We start from the raw sequence: 19,205 nt of genomic DNA, 5'->3' as shown, positions 1-19,205 counted from the left end.
AGGGGGGCGACCGCCTGCCTGTCCTAGGGCGCCACGTGCTCGGCCTGGAGGTCCTGGCCTCCCGACTACTGCCGGTGGGGGGGGCGGGGGTGGGGCCCCCCCCCCCCCCCCCCCCCCCCCCCCCGCTGCCAGTTCAGGCGACGGTCGCCTTGACAATCTTGCCGGGCGTGCGCGGCGGCTCGCCCTTGGGCAGCGCGTCGACATGCTCCATGCCCGACGTCACTTCGCCCCAGACGGTATATTGGCCGTCGAGGAAGGTCGCATCGTCGAAACAGATGAAGAACTGGCTATTGGCGCTGTTGGGATTGGACGCCCGCGCCATCGAGCAAACGCCGCGCACATGCGGCTGACGGCTGAATTCAGCCTTGAGGTCGGGCTTGTCGGGATGGCCGCCCATGCCCGTGCCGGTCGGGTCGCCGCCCTGCGCCATGAAGCCGGGGATGACGCGATGGAAGACGACGCCGTCGTAAAAGCCTTCCTTGGTATTATCGACGATGCGCGCGACATGGCCGGGCGCAAGGTCGGGGCGCAGCTTGATGACGACATCGCCGCCGCTATCGAGGGTGAGGGTAAGCGTATCGTCGGCCATGAAAAATCCTCTCTTGCCGGGGACGTGGGGATGGAGCCCATATAAAGGCTAATGAAGGGGATGGAAGCGCTGTCTCCTTATTGCATTTCCGGTGGGCATGGGCGAAAGCGACGATATGTTACAGGAACCGGACAGTAGGGGGCGCCATGAGCGAGCGCGGCGATGTGGCCGAACCCCTGGTGCATGGGGATGATTTCGAAGACCCGGTGATCGAGGCGGCGGAGGCCAGCCACGATGAGGATGACCGGCTGAAGCCCGAATATCTGACGGCCGTGCTCGACGCGGTCGAAGATGGCGACAGCGAAAAAGCGCGCGAGCTTGTGTCGCCGCTGCACCCCGCAGACATTGCCGACCTGCTGGAACTGGCCCCGTCCGACCGGCGTGCCGATATTGCCGCGGCGCTGGGCGACCTGGTCGGCGCGGAAGTCCTGTCCGAACTCAATGATTATGTGCGCGACGACCTGATCGGCGCGCTGGCGCCCGAACAGGTGGCGGAGTTCGCGTCCGAACTGGACACCGATGACGCGGTCGCGATCATCGAGGATCTGGAGGAAGCCGACCAGCAGGCTGTGCTGGAGGCGATGGAGCCTGAGGATCGCGCCGCGATCGAAAGCGCGCTCGCCTACCCGGAGGAATCCGCCGGCCGCCTGATGCAGCGCGACCTGGTCGCGGTGCCCGAGCATATGACGGTCGGACAGGTGATCGACTATCTGCGCGACAGCGGCGATTTGACGCGGGATTTCTGGGAAATCTTTGTGGTCGATGAAGGCCATCGGCCGATCGGCACCTGCCAGCTCAGCTGGATCCTGACCTGCCCGCGCGGCGTGCCGATGAGCGACCTCATGAAGCGCGAACAGACGCTGATCCCGGTCGACATGGACCAGGAGGAAGTGGCGCTGCGCTTCCAGAAATATGCACTGATTTCGGCCGCCGTCGTTGACGGCTCCGGCCGGCTGGTAGGCATGATCACGGTGGACGACATCGTCCACATCATCAGCCAGGAAGCGGGCGAGGATATATTGCGCCTGTCGGGCGCGGGCGAAGGCGACATCAACGAACCGGTGCTCGACAGCTATCGCGCGCGGGTCCGCTGGCTGCTCACCAATTTGCTGACCGCGCTGGTCGCATCCACCATCATCGGCATTTTCGAAGGGACGATCCAGCAGATGGTGGCGCTGGCGACGCTGATGCCGATCGTCGCGGGGGTGGGCGGCAATGCCGGCAGCCAGACGATGGCCGTGACCGTGCGCGCGCTCGCCACCAATCAGATTACCGGCTCCAACGCCCGGCGCACCATCTTGCGGGAAATTCGCGTCGCGGTGCTGAATGGCGTGACTGTCGCCATCGTGCTGGGCATCGGCGTGTCGCTGGTCTTCCAGAATATGGCGCTGGGCGGCGTCATCGCGGCCGCCATGGTCACGAACATCATCACGGCGGGCCTGGCCGGCGCGTCGGTCCCGCTGGCCTTTGACCGGATGAACCTCGACCCGGCGGTGGCATCCTCCATCTTCGTGACGATGATCACGGATTCAATGGGGTTCTTCGCTTTCCTGGGGTTAGCGACCGCGGCGGGATTGACGAGCTGATCCGAGCGCCCATTTAAGCCCGTAATGCCCCTCCATATGACCAAGATCGCCTTCCGCAGCGAAGGCCCCGCGTCGCTGCGCGCCTGGCTGGAAAGCCAGGCCGGATTGGGCGAGGCGCGGATCACCACCCGCTATCTGCCCAAGCGCGTCGAGGAGATGGCGGGCGGATCGCTCTACTGGATCCACACGCACACCATCATCGGCCGCAGCCCGCTGCTTGGTTTTGAGGAAACGGGCCAAGGGCGATATTGGGTGCGGCTGGCGCCCCGACTGATCCCGGTGCGCGCCATCCCCAAGCGCGCGCATCAGGGATGGCGCTATCTGGAGGACAAGGACGCGCCGCCGGACCTGGGCGGCGGCGAAGCGGATAATCTGGAGGCGATGCCGCCCGCCATGCTCGGCGAGTTGACCCGGCTGGGACTGGTCTAGCGCCAGGACTCTCAGAGCGGCATGAGCGCCGCGACGATCCAGCGTTCCTCGGCGCGCAACACGCCCCAGGCGCGCGCAGCAGCGCGGCTGTCCATCGCTTCGACGCCGATGCCCCGGGCTTCCAGCGCGCGCACGAAGGGCCGTGGTGGCTGGCGCAGACCAGCGCCCGTGCCCAGCAGCATGAATTCCGGCTCAGGGTCGAGGGTCAGGAGATCGTCGAACTGCGCTATGTCGAGCGCATCGATCGGCGGCGCATCGGTCCAGGCCATGGCACGCACCGGGCTGAGCAGCAGGCCATCGGGGAACACATCATCGCGCACGCGAAAGCCGCGCCCCTGAAAGCCGGTGACGATCGGCCCCTGCCCGCTCTCGTCACGGCGCAGCTTGATGCCCGAATCGGTCAGGGTCGCGCCCCGTCATCGCGCGGCCCGACACGCTCCGCCTGGGCGGCAAGGCCGGCCTTCGACGCCTTCTTCTCCGACGCCTGTGGGGTGAGGCCCAGCGAGATCAGCAGCGAAGAGGACACATAGATGGACGAATAGGTCCCCACGACGACGCCCAGCATCATCGCGGCGGTAAAGCCGCGCAGCACATGGCCGCCGAACAGCAGCAGCGATCCCAGCGCCAGCAGAATGGTCAGCGACGTCATCACCGTGCGCGGCAGCGTTTCATTGACCGACAGGTCGATCAGCGCCTTCATGTCCATCTTGCGATATTTGCGCATATTTTCGCGGATGCGGTCGTCGATCACCATCTTGTCATTGATCGAATAGCCCACGATCGTCAGCACCGCCGCCACGATGTTGAGGTCGAATTCCAGCTGGGTGATGGCGAAAAAGCCGAGCGTCATCAGCACGTCGTGCATGATCGCGACGAAGGTCGAGACGCCGAACTGCCATTCATAGCGTAGCCAGGAAAAGATCGCGATGCCGACCACGGCCAGCACCACGGCCAGGATGCCGTTCTGGATCAGCTCGCCCGACACCTTGCCCGATACCGTATCGTAGCGGGAAAAGGTAACGCCGGGGAATTGCGCCGTCATCGCGTTACGGGTCTTTTCCACCACGGCATTGGCCGCGCCCGCGCCGCCCTGTTCAGGCAGGGGCAGGCGGATTTGCACCGTCTTGGGATCGCCGAACTGCTGTAGCGAGCTTTCGCCCACGCCCAGGCGGGCGATGGTGGCCCGCACCCTGTCGGTTTCCACCGCCTGCGGGAATTTCGCCTCGATCATCAGGCCGCCGACGAAATCGACGCCCAGATTGAGGCCCCTATGGGCTACGGCGCCAATCGCCAGCACCGTCAGCAAGGCAGTGAGCGCGAACGCCCATTTCCGCATCGCGACGAAGCCGATATTGGTGTTGTCGGGGACAAGCTTGAGCAGTTTCATGGCTTAAAACCTAATGCCGTTCGGGCTGAGCCTGTCGAAGCCCAGTCCTTCTTGAAGACCAGTCCCTTTCCGAAGAAAGAACAGCCCTTCGACTAGCTCAGGGCGAACGGAGATGCGACGCGCGCGCATCAGATCGTGATTTCGGTCGGCCGCTTGGCGCGGACCCAGCGCGACGCCAGCAGGCGTGTGAAGGTGACGGCGGTGAACACGCTGGTCGCAATACCGATCAGCAGCACGATCGCGAAGCCCTTGACCGGCCCGGAACCAAGCGCGAGCATGATACCGCCCGCGATCGCATGGGTGACGTTGGCTTCGAAAATGGTGCGGCTGGCTTCCTTATAGCCATGTTCGATCGCCTGCACCACGTTACGGCCGCGTCGGCGCTCCTCACGGATGCGTTCATAGATGAGCACGTTGGCGTCCACCGCGGTGCCGATCGTGAGCACGAAGCCGGCGATGCCCGGCAGCGTCAGCGTCGCACCCAAAATGCCCATCACGCCCAGGATCACCAGAACGTTGATGGCCACGGCGATATTGGCATAAACCCCGAAACGGCCATAACTCACGAACATGAAGGCGGCGACCGCGACCACTGCGATGATCGATGCGATGAGGCCGGCGCGGATCGAATCGGCGCCAAGGCCCGGCCCGACCGTGCGTTCCTCCACCACCGTCAGCGCGACGGGCAGCTTGCCCGAGCGCAGCGCGATGGCGAGCTGATTGGCGCTTTCCACGGTGAAATTGCCACTGATCTGCGCGCTGCCGCCCAGGATCGGTTCGTTGATGTTGGGGGCGGACAAGACCCTGCCGTCCAGGATGATGGCGAAGGGGCGATTGACATTCTGCGACGTCACCTGCCCGAACTTGCGGCCACCAGAGCCATTGAAGCGGATGTTGACGATCGCCTGGTTATTCTGGTCATAGCCCTGCGTGGCGTCGGTCAGATCCTCGCCCGACACCATCACCTGCCGCTTGACCGCGATCACGGGGACGCCGGACGGATTGTCGGGATAGGGCAGGACTTCGCTGCCTACCGGCGCGCGGCCCTGCGCGACTTCAGACGGATTGGCAGTCGTATCGACAAGCTTGAATTCCAGCTTCGCGGTCTGGCCGAGCAGGTCCTTCAACGCCTTGGGATTCTGGAGACCCGGCACCTGCACGACGATGCGATTGTCGCCCTGCTGCTGGATCGTGGGTTCGCGCGTGCCCATTTCGTCGATGCGCTTGCGGATCACTTCGGTCGCGACTTCCATCGCGCTCTTGACCGCATTGTCGATGCCGGCATCGGTCGGCGTGATGACGATGGTGGAGCTGTTGACCACCTCGACATTGAAGTCGCGCTGGCCGGTGAGGCCCGCCCCCTGGGTCAGCGGACGAATCCGTTCGACCGCAGCATCGACCTGGGCCGGATCGCGGACCATGAAGCTGAGCTTCCCATCGCGGCTGGAGATATCGCCGATCGCGATGCGCGGGTCGCCGCGCCGCAATTCGGTGCGGACCTGCTCCTCCATATTGACCAGCCGCTGCCTGGCGACGTCCTGGGTTGATGCCTCCAGCAGCAAATGGCTGCCGCCGGCCAGGTCGAGGCCCAGATTGACCCGCGTCTGCATGAAGCCGGGCAGCTTCGCGACGGCCGCATCGGGCAGGAAGCTCGGCACGGCGCACAGCACGCCGATCAGGAGCGGCAGGAGGATCGCGGCGATCGCCCAGCGCGAAAAGTTCAGCATGACGCCGCTCAGTCGTTCGCGGGCTTGGCGGTCATCGGATCGATGACATCGGTCAGCGTGGCCTTGACCGCCTTGACCTTCATGCCCGGCGCCAGTTCGACATCGGCATAGATATCATCGACGCGCACCACCTTGCCCACCAGGCCGCCGCCGGTGACGACCTGATCGCCCTTCTTCACCGCGTCGATCTTGGCCTTGTGCGCCTTCATCTTCTTTTGCTGCGGACGGATGAGCAGGAAATAGAAGACGACGAAGATCAGGACCAGCGGCGCCATCTGCACCAGGATACCGGCGCCGGAGGCTTGCCCGCCCGCGGTTTGGGCAAAGGCTGGGGTAATGAACATGGGTGGGACTGCCTTGTTGTCTGTCGGTCGCGGGCCGCCACACGGCACCCACGGATCAAGGGCGGGCGGCTAACACAGACAAGGGGGCAGAGGCAATATGATAAGGACATGGGACGAGACGCGCGCGCCAATGCGATTGAGCCCTTGCATCGGGGCGATCATGGCTCTATTGGGCGCCCTCCGGTCGGGACGTAGCGCAGCCTGGTAGCGCATCACACTGGGGGTGTGGGGGTCGGAGGTTCGAATCCTCTCGTCCCGACCAAGATTTCAATGACTTAGCCTCACCTACCCGGCCCCACATGGCGCGCGGGCAGGTTATGGGCAGTTTCCACGACCTATCGAGCTAGCCAGTCTGGCAATTAGCTGTCGGTATGTGGCGAAGGCTGCGACGGCGCGTTGAATGGCCGATTCGACAGAATGTGCATAGGTCTGCGATTTAGAGTTAGACCTTGAGAGCGACGTTTCCTTTGCTAATCTTGAACCATGGGAACGATAGAACTCGCGACGGTTGTGCAAGCCGTTTCTTCCGTTTTGGCCTTTATCGCGGCTTTGATCGCCGTTTGGGTTACATACAAGGCTCCCGCTCAAGCGGCAAATCTTCAGAGAGAACATGATGCGGAATTGGAGCGACAGAGAGAACGTTATCAAATACTGAAAACACTCATGGAATATCGTGGGGTAGACATTTCAGCGCCAGAACCCGTCGCAGCACTCAATATGATAGTCATCGTCTTTCAAGACGAACGCAATGTTTTGGATGCTTGGCATGAGTTTCTTTGCTACACTAATGGAGCTGATAATCACACCAATCGCTCAAACGCATATATGGGCATAATAGTGGCGATGGAGAAGTGCCTTGGATATTCGGACCAACTTACCGTCGCAGCTATCGACCGAGGATATTACCCACGCACAACGTAACAAACCCTGCCTACGACGGCCGTTCATATTTTGGGAAATGTAGGCGATTTTCACCCCATCGGGGGCCAACCTGTTCGTTCTGACCGGTTCGTTCCGGTTTGCAGAATATTTCTGGCAGGGCCGATGCCTTTGTCCTTCACCGACGTCTTCCCGGTATCGTTGCCGCCAAAATAGGCAAATTAAGTGGGAATTGGCCTTCATCCTGATGGGCGGTGAGCCGATCATGTCGACGCCTGCCGGTCGACCAGCGCCCGGCGAGGGGGCTATGGTGATCGGCAAGGATACAAGGGGTGTTTCAAGGTCGGATGACTGACGCTATCTTCTACAGCTTCCGCCGCTGCCCTTATGCGATGCGCGCGCGTATGGCTGTGGTCGTCAGCCAGGCCCGCGTCGAACTGCGGGAGGTCAAGCTGTCCGCAAAACCGCAGGCTCTGTTGGCGGCCTCACCCAAAGGCACTGTCCCCGTGCTCGTCTTGCCCGAGGGCCGGGTTATCGACGAAAGCCTCGACATCATGCGCCATCTATTGGCCCGGAATGATCCTGACGGCTGGTTGAACCGCGATGACTCGGAGCTGATCGCGCTGAACGACGGCCCTTTCAAGCATGACCTTGATCGATATAAATATCCTGAGCGTCATGGATCAGATGCTCTGTCTCATCGAAGCGCTGCGGTGGCGTTTCTCGAAAGGCTTGAGCGCAGGCTGGCGTGCACCCCCTATCTGGCCGGTGGCGCATGGGGGCTGACGGACGCAGCCATTATGCCGTTTATTCGACAATTCGCCGCGGTCGACCAGGGTTGGTTCGACACTCTTGCGCTTCCGGCCGTCAAAAGCTGGCTGCGCGCCTGTACGTCGTCGAACCTGTTTGCCACGGTGATGGTGCGCCCATCCCCCTGGATGCCGGGAGACGCTCCAGTCCATTTCCCGTCATGAGCCGATGTTGGACACGCGGCTGCCGGCGGACTGGTTGCCGTCAGCACGCGACGCCATTCGATCGCCGGCGTCAGCGCGGTACCGACCCTAATCCTGTCCGCCCCCCCAACGCGCACCGGAATGGGATATATCATGCCATGACGAGCAGGCGGACCAGCGCGTCAGCGCTGGCGCTGCGCTCTGCCGATCAACAAAGTGGTGATGCTGCCAATCATGGTCAACGTCGCCAGCGGGATCAGCGCCATCGGAAAACTGCCCGTCTGATCCTTTATATGCCCCAGCACGGATGTCGCGCCGCCTGTACCGAGATGGGCTATGGTGTTGATGGCAGCCACGCCTGCGGCGGCCATGCTGGGTGGGAGCGTTTCGGTCGACAGGGCCCAAAATGGCCCCTTGATGGCGTAATTGCCGATCAGAACAAGGGTGAGCAGGATCATGGTAATGGTCAGTGACCCCGTCAGCAGCGTCGCGAACAAGCTGACCGAGGTCAGCGCCAAGGGGATAGCCGTCGACCACATCCGCTCTCCCGTCTTATCAGCGATACGGCCCCAGATGACCATGAAAATGGCGGCAAACCCAAACGGGATCATATTGAATAGTCCCGTTTCCCAAGTGCTCAGGCCAAAGGATTTAAGGATTTGCGGCTGCCAGATGGACAAGGCGTTGCTGGTGGCGGAGCTGCCGCAATACACCACTGCCAACGCCCATACTTTGCCATTGGTCAGCGTGCGCCACACCGAACCGGGCTTTGCGGTGCCCGGTGCATGCTCGTTCGCCAGCGTGTCTGTCAGCCAGCTGCGTTCTTCGGCCGACAGGAAGCTCGCGTCCTTAGGACGGCTCGGCAGAAGGAACAACGCGACCAGTCCCAGCAGAACGGCCGGCAAGGATTCCATGATGAACAGCCATTGCCACCCCGCAAAGCCCGCCATCCCATCCAGCGAAAGCAACAGCGCGGAAATGGGCGATCCCAGAAAATTGGACAGCGGAATTGCGACCATGAAGGTCGCCACGATCCTGGCCCGATATGCGCGCGGAAACCATTGCGCGAGATAGAGCACCGCGCCGGGGAAGAAGCCCGCTTCCGCCGCCCCCAGCAGGAAGCGCAGGCCATAGAAGGAATAGGCGCCCGTGACAAAAGCCATGCCGATCCCGACCAGACCCCAGGTGATCATGATCCGCGCGATCCAGACCCGCGCGCCGAACTTCTCCATCGCGACGTTGCTCGGCACTTCAAATAGCACATATGCGATAAAGAAGAGGCTGCCGCCGATACCAAAGGCTGTCTGCGTCAGTCCAATGTCGGCGTTCATGGTGAGCGCGGCAAAACCGATATTCACCCGGTCGACATAGGCGATGAAATAGCACAGGATCAGGAAGGGAACGATCCGCCACGCCACCTTGCGCATCGTCCGGCGCTCTATCTCGCTCACCAACGCATGGGAATTGGCGGACGTGCCGTCCGGTACAATGGAAATGGTCATCAGCTTTCCTTTGTCGGGGAAGATGTCATGCAATCAGAAGGAAACGGCGACGCGGCCAACCACGGTGTTGCCTTCGTCGGCGCCGGCAAAGGCGCCCGCGCGGTTTTCGGTGCGCCAGCGGATCCAGTTCGGGGTCACGCGAACCCAGTCGAGCAGATACCAGTTGAGCCCCAGCGTGGTGGAATAGCCCTCGCCACCCAAAGGGCCGGAATAGGAGACTTGGTCGTAGCGAGCGGCAATTTCGACCGCGCCCCAGCCGCCATCGGTTATGGGCCGCAATACACGCGGCTTGGACCAAACGCCGCCGCGCGCGACATAGGGCGGCTTCTCTCCGGTCAGATAGACACCGGTGCCGATCGATCCGGCGCGCACGCCGACATGCCGGCCGCCCGCACTGTCGCGCGCCCACACATCGCGCTCGCCATATTCGCCGAACATCCAGAAACTCTTGTAGACGCCCCCCAGTTCAAGGCCAAAGGCTTGCCCATGATCGGGATCGAGCAGACTGGATGCCTGGACGGTGATGAGTTCGTTGAAACGGCCGCCGATGCGGGTCGAGAGCGGGATGCTTGCGACTCCGCTCGAAAAATCTTCGCGATACCCCCAGGCCCCCAGATGGACGATAGCCTCACTGTTGCGCCACGGATTCCAGTGGACCCGACCGGTCAGGGTCGTGCTGTCGCTCACGCTACCATTGGTGCTGGCTTCGTTGCCGTCGAGCTGAACGGCGGCGTGCCAGGTTTTGCCATAGACCCGCGCCATGGCGCCCAGGCCGAACGATCCCTTTCGCGGGGCTGTTGCCAGCGCTGTGGCATTGCGTTCCAGAAAGGGCTGGCTGTCGGAGCTCGACGCCCCTTCCATCGAACGGTCCGTAAGCCTGTTGCCAAGCGACAATTCGTAAATATTGTCGCCCCATTTCTTGGTGAAGGATAAATAGGCGCCGCGCAGTGCGGCCTGATTGTCGGTCAGATCGAATTCGACCTGATAGCCGATCATGTCGCCAAGCTTGCCTTCGACGCCCAATCGGATCGCGCGCGCCTTGGTCCCAGTGATGTTGCGCCGGTCGAAATTCGACCCGAAGCTGCTCGACGTGTCGAACAGCATCCGGCCGCGAAGCCGCATGGCGGACTTGCCGTCTGCACTGGTGATCTGGGGCAGGCCCTTGGTCCAGTCAAAGCTTTCGTCATCCACATTGGCCGCCTGCGATGGCGATGGTGCAGTCAGCGGATCGGAAGCAGGCCGCATTGCCGCGTTCCCAGCCGGCAGGTTGCGCAGTCGCTCCAGCCGGTCGAGGCGCGTTTCCACGACAGGCCTTGCCTTCGCCACCTCAGCCGCGGTGACCGCCGTTTCCTGCACCACAGGCTCCAGCGCGGCCAGGCGGCGTTCCAGCGCATCGATCCGTGCCTGCTGCGCTTCCAGCGCGGCAGCCTGATCCCTAACCAGTCGTTCGAGCCCCAGCTGTGATGTCTGGGCCGTCGCGGGAAATGCAGGCAGCAGGAAGAGCGCGGCGCCGGCCGCCTTTTGCATGGACATCAGCGTGCCTTGAAAGCTTTGAACCCAAATAGTCGGGTGGGCGTGGATGTGAGGATCGCGGATCTCGCGGCGGGGTCAGGCACCCAGCGGTCAAGTGCGCCGCGGCATTCGCCCGCATCAGCGACATTTTCGAACTGGGTATGAGGCCAGTCGCTCCCCCAGAGCAGTCGATCCGGACCAAAGGCGTTCAACAACCGGGGCGCTGCGTTCTCGGCCAGTTTCGCCCCGATCCGATAGGGCGCCGACAATTTTACATAGACCTGGCCGCTGCCGGCAGCCTCCAGAAGATAGCGAAAGCCAGGATCCTTGACGCCAAGGACGGCGTCGGGTCGGCCGAAATGATCGACCACCACCGGCGCTCCGGACTGGACCAAAGCCGGCAGAAGGCCGGGCAACCGGGCGGCTTCGCATTGGATTTCGATCTGCCAGCCAAGCTGTGCGACGATCGCAAGATGCCGGCGCCATTCAGGACTGCCAAAGTCGGGATCGTTACGGCCGATGAGGTTCAGCCGGATGCCAACGACTCCCGCCTTTGCCAGACGCGCCATGTCATCGATCGACGTCTGGCGCGGCAGAGCCACTATTCCGCGCAATTGCTCCCCATGCTGCTCGAGCGCACGGAGCAGATAGCCGTTGTCGAAGCCCAGGAAGCTGGGCTGGATCAATACGCCCCTGGCCATGCCATTGGCGCGCAACATGATCAGATAGTCATGCAGCGTGGCGTCGTAATCGACAGTGTAGCGACGGCGCCGCGCGAGGGGCAGGTCGCGCCGGAACACATGGGCGTGCGTATCGATTGCGGCTGTTCCTTGGAAATCCCTGCCAAAAGCTGGCGACGCGGCAAACGCGATCGCGCCTTGGAGGAAGGATCGACGAGCGATCATGCGGTCGCGCCTTCGATCAGATTGACGTCGCGGGTTTCGGGCAGCGCCGGCAGGATAAGCACGACCAGGCCATAGCTGGCCGCAGCAACGATCCCGATCAGAATGTCGAGCGGCATCGCCGCCGATGCCCAGCCGATAAGGCCAGGCAGCAAGGCGGACGCCAACCGCCCGCCATTATAGGCCAGCCCGACGCTGGCCCCGCGCACGGGAGCGGGAAACATCTCGGCAAACCAGCAGCCCAATATCGCAGGCGTGCCGCCGGCGGCGAAACCAACGGGCAAGGCAAGGATCACGATGATCGCTGGCCCGCCATCGATGAGGGCAAAGAGCAGGGCGAACAGGGCAGAGCAGGTTGCGAACAGGGCAATGACCGGCCGCCGCCCGAGCCTGTCCGACAGAAATCCCGCCACGAGGCAGCCAGTCGCGAAGGCGAGCGTCATCAGCAACAGCGCAAGCCCGGTCACCGTCGGCGAATAAAGCCGCACCGTGCTGAGCAGCGTCGGCAGCCAGGTGAACAGGCTGTGAAAACCACCATGTGCGCCCAGGCCGACGAGCGAGGCGAGAAGCAGTCGTTTCCGGACAGAAAATTCTGCCAGAGGCGCAATGCCCGCGTTGTTAAGCGCGCCTGGCGCCCGCTCCCGCGCGATGAGCCGCCGGCGAAACCAGAAAATCAGGGCGGCAGGCGCTATGCCGATCAAAAACATCGCGCGCCAGGCCAGATCGCCGGGGAGCCAGAGCGTTGCCGCCAGATACACCAATACGGCAGCCGCCCAGCCGACCGACCAGGCGCTTTGCATCATGCCCAGGAAAGATCCGCGCTTTCGCGGCGGTGCGATCTCCGCCAGCATGACCGCCCCGACGGACCATTCTGCGCCAAATCCCAGCCCCTGGGCGCCCTTGAGGACCATCAACTGCCAGGGTGCGGTGACGAAGGCCGCCCCGAATGTCGCAATGGCGACAACCAGGATCGATATGGTGAGAATCCGGATGCGTCCGAAACGATCCGCCAGATGGCCGCCCAGCGGACCGCCGACAGCAGCACAGCCAAGGCCGAATGTGATGATCGAACCCGCCTGCTGCGGACTGAGATGCCAATTGGCGAGCATCAAGGGCAGAGCAAGACCGAACAGCTGATAATCGAAAGCATCGGCTGCCCAGCCGCCAAAGCTGGCAGCAGCTACCGCCTTTCGATCTGTTGGGGCGGAATCACCCTCGACCATTCACCTACTCCTATAGTCATCTATATGACATTAGCGGCACGAGGCTGTCAAATGTCTTTCCGATGAATGTCCGTCAGTGAACGTCGACTTCGTAGACGAACTGGTCCGCCAGACCGTGGGAGGTGCGCCATTCCAAGGGATGGTCCGCATGATCTATCGCTTGCCGTTCGATCCGCACGACACTGGATCCGGCCGGCGCCTCCAGATCGCACGCGACGTTCGCATCCGCGGTTTCCACTGTCAGACGCTCTTTCGCGCGCGCGACGATGCGGCCGAAATGCCGTTCATAGGCTGGATATAGAAGCGGCGTCAGCATTGCGATGTCCATATCCAGTATCGGTCCGAACAGGGTGGCCGATAGCCATATTTCCTCGCGCAGCAGCACTTTGCCTCCGTCGGTCCGCAGACGGATCATGCGGATTGCGTTATCCTCAGGACCAAGGCGCAGCCTGTCCCGGACGATATCCGAAGGGGTGGCCAATGACCGGGATAATATCCGACTGTCCGGCGAGATCGACCGTTCTCCACTCGATCCCAGACGGAAGAACCGGAACAAGGATGTGCTGAAATCGGCGCGCCGCACGAACATCCCTCTGCCATGCGCCCGCTCGATCACGCCGTCACTGGCCAGTTCATCGATCGCCCGGCGGATGGTGCCGATGGCGACGCCATAGATGCTGGACAACTCCGCCTCCGTCGCGATCGCCTCACCCGCCTTCCACTCGCCGCGCGCAATGCGGGCAGCGATATCGTCGCGGATCTGCTGATACCGTGGCAATCGGGGATCGGCCTTGATCACGATGCGGTCCCCTTTGCTATGCCGGGAGAGCGGATCAATATGCCCCCCATGTCTACCAAAAGCGGTCGCCCGGCAGAATGGGAGTGCCGCCCATTTCGATGACGACATCAATGTCGCCGACGTCACGATGCACCGACCTGCGCGGCATCGTACCCAGGCACGCGATGCCGATATCCCTCTTTGCGAGCGCCATCATGTCGCTGACCGCGCCTGGAATGATAAAATCGCGGGTCGCAAACATGGGATACTCCAAAGTCATATATATGAGCTGGTTAGCTTCGAATATGGAGCAAGGCCAGAATAAATGGATATGTGGCAAAGCCTCGCTCTGCCCGGACGATGGGGCAAAGTGTGAAATGCCCCATTTGCCGGCGGCCCAGGCCATTCTGCCTGTTTGGTGCACGGAACAGCGGCGTCCTCATTTTCGTCGGCGACGCCGGCCCCGTTAGACCAGACCGATCCGTTGACAAAACGCGAACGATATCGAGCGGCCCTTTGCCCCGGCGCTCTTCTCGTGCTCTGAGGATTAGGAATGGTGCTGCTGGCGAGGATTGAACTCGCGGCCTCTCCCTTACCAAGGGAGTGCTCTACCACTGAGCTACAGCAGCAAAACCAACTCGATCGGCTCTCCTGACTGCTCTACAGAGCCGGCAGGTTCGCCGTGACTTCCTACGCAGCCCCGCTTTTGCTCGGCAAGCCCCCCCTCTCAGGGAGCGCTTACCGCCGAGCCAAGGCAGCCCTACGTCCGGTCCGCAACGCCATCTGCGCCTTTGGAGGCCGGGCCTATGACCGCCAGAACCGCTTGTGTCAAGGCGGCTTGCTGCGGATGATGAATTTTGCTTATGCCGCTTTCATGGCTGAAACGCAGGACGAGAAAAAGGCACGGCTGGCGCAGGCTTTGCGAGACAATCTGCGCCGTCGCAAGGCGCAGAGCCGGGACGCTGTCCGCGAAGAGGGGGACGCGTCGCCCCCGCCCGACCCGTCCCGGCGCTAGACATCAAAGCGGCGCGCAGGCGTCCTTGAGCCATCCGTGGGCGTCGCCATCCAGTTGCGGGCCGACTACCTCCAGCACTCGGGCGTGATAGGCGTCCACCCATGCGCGTTCGTCGGCGCTGAGCATGTCGACAGCAATCAGCGCGCGATCAATCGGTGCGAAGGTCAGCGTTTCGAAGCCAAGCATCTCCTTTTCCGCACCGGGGATGGCGCGCGGCTCCACCAGGACAAGGTTTTCGATGCGGATTCCATATTCGCCGGTCTTGTAATAACCCGGCTCATTGGAAAGAATCATGCCAGGCACCAACGGTTCGTCGCCACCGCCAAAGGTGGCGATGCGCTGCGGTCCTTCATGCACCGACAGGAAGCTGCCCACGCCATGTCCGGTACCATGGGCATAGTCCAGCCCTTCGGCCCAGAGATACTGGCGCGCCAAAATGTCGAGTTGCCCGCCGCGCGTTCCCTTCGGGAAAATGGCGCGGGCCAGCGCGACATGCCCCTTGAGCACCAGCGTGAAGTGGCGCTGCATGGCCTGGGTCGGCTCGCCCACCGCGATGGTGCGCGTCACGTCGGTGGTGCCATCGCGATATTGGCCGCCCGAATCCACCAGATAAAGCGTGCCGGGTTCGATCGGGCGGTTGGTCTTTTCCTCGACGCGATAATGGACGACCGCGCCATTGGGTCCGGCGCCGCTGATCGTGTCAAACGACAGATCCTCCAGCAGGCCAGTATCCTTGCGGAAAGCCTCCAGTCGATCTGCCGCGGACAATTCGGTGAGGCCACCCTTGGGCGCTTCAACCGACAGCCAGTGGAGGAAGCGGCTGAGCGCCGCGCCATCGCGCGCCTGGGCAGCCTTGTGCCCGGCGATTTCGGTGTCGTTCTTGATCGCCTTGGGCAGGACGGCCGGATCGCGGAGCGCCAGCACCTTGGCACCGCCCTGTTCCAGCGCCTCGAAAATGGCGGCGACAGCGCGTTCGGGGTCCGCGACCACACTCTTGCCCTGCAAGCCCGCCAGCGCGTCCGCAAAGGCGGCGCGATCATGGACGCGCACGCCATTGCCCAGATGCTGAGCGACGGCATCGTCCATTTTTTCCGGCGCAACGAAAAGGTCGGCGGTGGCATCGGCGTGGACGATGGCATAGGCAAGGGCGACCGGCGTGCGATCGACATCCTTGCCCCGTATGTTGAAAGTCCAGGCGATCGAATCGAGCGCCGACAAGATCGCAGCGTCCGCCTTCTTCGATGTCACCCAATCGGCCATGGCAGCGCGCTTTTCTGCCGCGCTGCGCCCTGCAAAATGATCATCATGGACGACCAGGCGGGCGTCGCTCGGCGCCGGGCGATCGGGCCAGACAGCGTCGATGGGGTTAGTGTCGACCGCGACGAGTTCCGCTCCCTGCTCGGCCAATGCTTCGGTCGCCTGCCGAACCCAGCTGCGCGTGTGGAGCCAGGGATCATAGCCGATCCGTGCACCCTGCGACGCATGATCCTTCAGCCATTGCGCAATCGAGGTTTGTGGCACGCTTTCATAGTGCCAGTGCGCCCCATCCACCTGTTCGCGCACTTGCAGCGTATAGCGTCCATCCACGAAAATTGCGGCTTCCTGCGGCAGAACGACGGCGCTGCCCGCCGACCCCTGAAAGCCCGTCAGCCAGGCGAGCCGCTGGGCATAGGCGCCGACATATTCGCTCATATGTTCGTCGGTCAGCGGCACCACGAAACCGTCCAGCTTCTGGCGCACAAGCTGCGCGCGCAGGGCTTTCAGGCGATCTTCATAACTGGACATCGGTCATTCCTTGGATCATTCCGGCCTCTTGCGCCGGCGACAATGTCGACAACATAGAGGGCCACGCCGCCATATGCCAGCGCGGCCCCTGTCTGGAACATGGATAGTTAATGACCGACCTTATGCAGCCTGCCCCATCCTCACTGTCTTCCCCGCCAATCGCCGCATGTCGTCAGCACAGCGTCACCCATCATGGCATCACCGTGGATGATCCCTATGCCTGGCTGCGCGACCCAAACTATCCCGACGTCAAGAACAAGGAAATTCTGGCCTATCTGGAAGCGGAGAATGCCTGGTTCGAAGCCGCGATGGCGCCGCACAAGCCTCTGGTCGATCGGCTGTTTCAGGAGATGAAGGGCCGCATCAAGGAAGATGACCAGTCGGTCCCGCAAAAAGATGGCGACTATGTTTACTGGCGCGCCTTCGAAATCGGCGCGCAATATCGCAAATGGTATCGCCGTCCTGCCGCGGGCGGGCCTGACCAGTTGATCCTGGACGAACCGGCACTGGCGGATGGCCATGACTATTTCCGTCTTGGCGCACTCTCGGTCAGCCCGGACGGGCGCTACCTCGCCTATGCGATCGACACCAACGGGTCGGAACGGTTCGAGGCGCGGATCAAGGACCTGGAAAGCGGGTCATTGCTGCCAGAGGTCATTCCCGGCACTTTGTCGTCCCTGGTCTGGACGTCGGACAGCAAGGGGCTGCTCTATGGCCTCGCCAATGAAAGTTGGCGCACCGACAATGCCCGGCTACATTGGCTGGGACAGGATGTCGCCAGCGATGTCGAGCTGTTTCACGAGGATGACGAGGGCTTTCGCGTATCCATCGGCCTTACCTCCTCGGAAAAATATATCGTCATCGCGACCGGCGACCATGTGACGAGCGAAGCGTGGCTGCTGCCCGCCAATGACCCCACGGCAACGCCGCTTCTGGTAGCTGGTCGGCACCCCGGCCGCGAATATGACGTCGATGAACATGACGGGACGCTCTATATTCGCACCAACGACAACCACCCCAATTTCCGTCTGGTGAAGGCGACGCTGGAAGCCCCTGGCGAATGGGAGGAAGTGATCGGCCCGGACGCGCATTTCTATCTGACCGATTTCACCCTCTTCAAACATTTCTACGTGACCGAAGGGCGGCAGGACGGGCTCGACCAGATCGAGTTGCGCGACTATGCGACGCATGAAGCCAAGCGCCTCCCGTTCCCGGAGGCGAGCTATTCGGCCAGCCTGGACGATAATCCCGAATATGATGTGACGAAGCTGCGCATCGGCTATGAATCGATGGTCACGCCAGACACCATCTATGATTATCATCTGGATACAGGCGAACTGGAAGTACTGAAAGTCCAGGAGATCCCGTCGGGCTATGACGCGACCCGCTATGCGACCGAGCGGCTGATGATCCCGGCGCGCGACGGCACGGACATCCCGGTGTCGATCGTCTATCCCGCCGATTTCCCAAAGGATGGCAGCGCGCCGCTGCATCTTTATGGCTATGGCGCCTATGGTATGGCGATGGAGCCCGGCTTTTCGACGAGCCGCCTGTCGTTGCTTGATCGCGGGTTCGCCTTCGCCATCGCCCATATCCGTGGCGGCGACGATCTGGGTCAGCAATGGTATCTGGACGGCAAACTGGACAAGCGCGGCAACACCTTCACCGATTTTGTCGATGTGGCCAAGGGGCTGATCGAACGCGGTTATGCCGCCAAGGGGCGGGTGAGCATTTCGGGCGGGTCGGCCGGTGGCGAACTGATGGGCGCTGTCATCAATTCCGATCCCGATCTGTTCGGCGCGGTCGTCGCACATGTCCCTTTCGTTGACGTGCTCAACACGATGCTGGACGCCAGCCTGCCACTGACGCCGGGCGAATGGCCGGAATGGGGCAACCCGATCGAGGATGCGGAGGCGTTTCGCACCATTCAATCCTATGATCCCTATGGCAATGTCAAAGCGCAGGCCTATCCGCCGCTGATGGTGACGGCCGGTCTGAACGACCCGCGCGTCACCTATTGGGAGCCGGCAAAATGGGTGGCGCGGCTGCGCGCAACGAAGACGGACGACAATATCCTGCTGCTCAAGACCAATATGGGCGCGGGTCATGGCGGTAAGTCCGGGCGGTTCGAAAGCCTGCATGAAACGGCCGAGGAGTTCGCCTTCATTCTCTGGCAATTGGGGGTGAAGGGCTGATGGCGGCGAGCTTCACCAAACAGATCACCGCGCTGCCCGAGCATATTGACGAACTCGGCCATGTGAACAATGCCGTCTGGGTGCAGTGGATGGAGCAGGTGTCGGTGGAGCATTGGCGACAGGACGCCGATCCTGCCCATGTCGAAGCCTATATTTGGGTCGTGACCCGTCACGAAGTGGACTATCGCGGCAATGTGAAGGAAGGGGAGAAGGTGACGGCGCGCACCTGGATACCCGAAGGTCCGCGCGGGGCGCGGTTCGACCGGATGATCGAGTTTATCGGTCCGGATGACAAAGTGAAGGTGGCGGCCAAATCCACCTGGGCGATCATTGACAAGGCATCGGGCCGAATCCTGCGCGTACCGGCCGAGGTGGCGGCGAACTTCGTGTGAGCGCGCC

The 19,205-nt window shown here is 62.4% G+C and carries 19 protein-coding genes and 2 tRNA genes; 8 read left to right on the top strand and 13 right to left on the bottom strand.

The features are described from left to right. Nucleotides 1-133 precede the first annotated feature (133 nt). Nucleotides 134-589, bottom strand: coding sequence for a peptidylprolyl isomerase (locus tag LL253_RS06510; RefSeq protein WP_228226617.1), 456 nt, complete (start codon nucleotides 587-589; stop codon nucleotides 134-136). Nucleotides 590-735: 146 nt separating this feature from the next. Here LL253_RS06510 and mgtE point away from each other — a divergent pair, with 146 nt between their 5' ends. Together mgtE and LL253_RS06500 are read left to right on the top strand one after the other, a co-directional pair. Continuing rightward, nucleotides 736-2,175 carry a magnesium transporter gene (mgtE, locus tag LL253_RS06505; RefSeq protein ID WP_009822924.1) on the top strand — a complete coding sequence of 480 codons (1,440 nt, stop codon included), beginning with the start codon at nucleotides 736-738 and terminating at the stop codon, nucleotides 2,173-2,175. Nucleotides 2,176-2,199: 24 nt separating this feature from the next. Continuing rightward, a complete protein-coding gene (locus LL253_RS06500) occupies nucleotides 2,200-2,604 on the top strand; it encodes a DUF1489 family protein (protein WP_228226616.1) in 405 nt (134 codons plus the stop codon). 11 nt (nucleotides 2,605-2,615) lie between these two features. Here the strand turns inward: LL253_RS06500 and LL253_RS06495 are convergent, their stop codons facing one another. From LL253_RS06495 to yajC, 4 genes are all read right to left on the bottom strand, one after another. Continuing rightward, entirely contained in the window at nucleotides 2,616-2,957 is a 342-nt protein-coding gene (locus LL253_RS06495; protein ID WP_228226637.1) for an MTH938/NDUFAF3 family protein, read from the bottom strand. A 47-nt stretch (nucleotides 2,958-3,004) separates the two neighbouring features. Further along, nucleotides 3,005-3,991: a protein translocase subunit SecF gene (gene secF / locus LL253_RS06490; RefSeq protein ID WP_009822927.1), complete on the bottom strand. Its 987-nt coding sequence runs from the start codon at nucleotides 3,989-3,991 to the stop codon at nucleotides 3,005-3,007. 128 nt (nucleotides 3,992-4,119) lie between these two features. Continuing rightward, complete coding sequence (secD, locus tag LL253_RS06485) at nucleotides 4,120-5,718, bottom strand: protein translocase subunit SecD (RefSeq protein ID WP_228226615.1); 1,599 nt, start codon at nucleotides 5,716-5,718, stop codon at nucleotides 4,120-4,122. 8 nt (nucleotides 5,719-5,726) lie between these two features. After that, on the bottom strand, nucleotides 5,727-6,062 hold the full coding sequence (gene yajC, locus LL253_RS06480; protein ID WP_009822929.1) for a preprotein translocase subunit YajC: 336 nt from the start codon (nucleotides 6,060-6,062) through the stop codon (nucleotides 5,727-5,729). 185 nt (nucleotides 6,063-6,247) lie between these two features. Between yajC and LL253_RS06475 the strand changes: the two genes are divergently transcribed. The 3 genes from LL253_RS06475 to LL253_RS06465 all read left to right on the top strand — a co-directional run bounded on the left by LL253_RS06475 (nucleotide 6,248) and on the right by LL253_RS06465 (nucleotide 7,915). Further along, nucleotides 6,248-6,324 (top strand) — tRNA-Pro (locus LL253_RS06475). 221 nt (nucleotides 6,325-6,545) lie between these two features. After that, nucleotides 6,546-6,983, top strand: coding sequence for a DUF6680 family protein (locus LL253_RS06470; protein WP_228226614.1), 438 nt, complete (start codon nucleotides 6,546-6,548; stop codon nucleotides 6,981-6,983). A gap of 305 nt (nucleotides 6,984-7,288) precedes the next feature. Then, nucleotides 7,289-7,915 carry a glutathione S-transferase gene (locus tag LL253_RS06465; protein WP_228226613.1) on the top strand — a complete coding sequence of 209 codons (627 nt, stop codon included), beginning with the start codon at nucleotides 7,289-7,291 and terminating at the stop codon, nucleotides 7,913-7,915. A 161-nt stretch (nucleotides 7,916-8,076) separates the two neighbouring features. On the opposite strand, the gene LL253_RS06460 is transcribed toward LL253_RS06465, so the two are convergent. The 7 genes from LL253_RS06460 to LL253_RS06430 form a co-directional block, all read right to left on the bottom strand. Next, the gene (locus tag LL253_RS06460) at nucleotides 8,077-9,396 is read right to left on the bottom strand and encodes an MFS transporter (protein ID WP_050763047.1); all 1,320 of its coding nucleotides are present in this window, start codon (nucleotides 9,394-9,396) and stop codon (nucleotides 8,077-8,079) included. A gap of 33 nt (nucleotides 9,397-9,429) precedes the next feature. After that, nucleotides 9,430-10,929, bottom strand: a complete 1,500-nt coding sequence (locus LL253_RS06455; RefSeq protein ID WP_228221060.1) for an OprO/OprP family phosphate-selective porin — start codon at nucleotides 10,927-10,929, stop codon at nucleotides 9,430-9,432. Next, nucleotides 10,929-11,813: an amidohydrolase family protein gene (locus LL253_RS06450; RefSeq protein WP_228226612.1), complete on the bottom strand. Its 885-nt coding sequence runs from the start codon at nucleotides 11,811-11,813 to the stop codon at nucleotides 10,929-10,931. Before LL253_RS06450 ends, LL253_RS06455 begins: the two co-directional genes overlap by 1 nt. Beyond that, entirely contained in the window at nucleotides 11,810-13,033 is a 1,224-nt protein-coding gene (locus LL253_RS06445; protein WP_228226611.1) for an MFS transporter, read from the bottom strand. The genes LL253_RS06450 and LL253_RS06445 overlap by 4 nt, the downstream gene beginning before the upstream one ends. A gap of 73 nt (nucleotides 13,034-13,106) precedes the next feature. Further along, nucleotides 13,107-13,832 carry a GntR family transcriptional regulator gene (locus LL253_RS06440; RefSeq protein ID WP_228226610.1) on the bottom strand — a complete coding sequence of 242 codons (726 nt, stop codon included), beginning with the start codon at nucleotides 13,830-13,832 and terminating at the stop codon, nucleotides 13,107-13,109. Nucleotides 13,833-13,884: 52 nt separating this feature from the next. Further along, nucleotides 13,885-14,217, bottom strand: coding sequence for an RraA family protein (locus LL253_RS06435; protein WP_228226609.1), 333 nt, complete (start codon nucleotides 14,215-14,217; stop codon nucleotides 13,885-13,887). A gap of 148 nt (nucleotides 14,218-14,365) precedes the next feature. Further along, a tRNA-Thr gene (locus tag LL253_RS06430) sits at nucleotides 14,366-14,440 on the bottom strand. A gap of 245 nt (nucleotides 14,441-14,685) precedes the next feature. Between LL253_RS06430 and LL253_RS06425 the strand changes: the two genes are divergently transcribed. After that, complete coding sequence (locus LL253_RS06425) at nucleotides 14,686-14,826, top strand: hypothetical protein (RefSeq protein ID WP_228226608.1); 141 nt, start codon at nucleotides 14,686-14,688, stop codon at nucleotides 14,824-14,826. A 3-nt stretch (nucleotides 14,827-14,829) separates the two neighbouring features. Here the strand turns inward: LL253_RS06425 and LL253_RS06420 are convergent, their stop codons facing one another. Further along, the gene (locus LL253_RS06420) at nucleotides 14,830-16,611 is read right to left on the bottom strand and encodes an aminopeptidase P family protein (protein WP_228226607.1); all 1,782 of its coding nucleotides are present in this window, start codon (nucleotides 16,609-16,611) and stop codon (nucleotides 14,830-14,832) included. A gap of 110 nt (nucleotides 16,612-16,721) precedes the next feature. On the opposite strand from LL253_RS06420, the gene LL253_RS06415 reads away from it, so the two are divergent. Continuing rightward, the gene (locus LL253_RS06415) at nucleotides 16,722-18,806 is read left to right on the top strand and encodes a S9 family peptidase (protein WP_228226606.1); all 2,085 of its coding nucleotides are present in this window, start codon (nucleotides 16,722-16,724) and stop codon (nucleotides 18,804-18,806) included. Beyond that, nucleotides 18,806-19,198 (top strand): acyl-CoA thioesterase, encoded by a 393-nt coding sequence (locus LL253_RS06410; RefSeq protein WP_009822941.1) that lies wholly within the window; start codon nucleotides 18,806-18,808, stop codon nucleotides 19,196-19,198. The genes LL253_RS06415 and LL253_RS06410 overlap by 1 nt, the downstream gene beginning before the upstream one ends. The last annotated feature ends 7 nt before the right edge of the window (nucleotides 19,199-19,205 follow it).

Source organism: Sphingobium soli (genome assembly GCF_020782245.1).
Lineage (GTDB): Bacteria > Pseudomonadota > Alphaproteobacteria > Sphingomonadales > Sphingomonadaceae > Sphingobium > Sphingobium soli.
The sequence above is the reverse complement of the archived record's forward strand: the minus strand, read 5'-3'. Positions and strand labels throughout refer to the sequence as shown.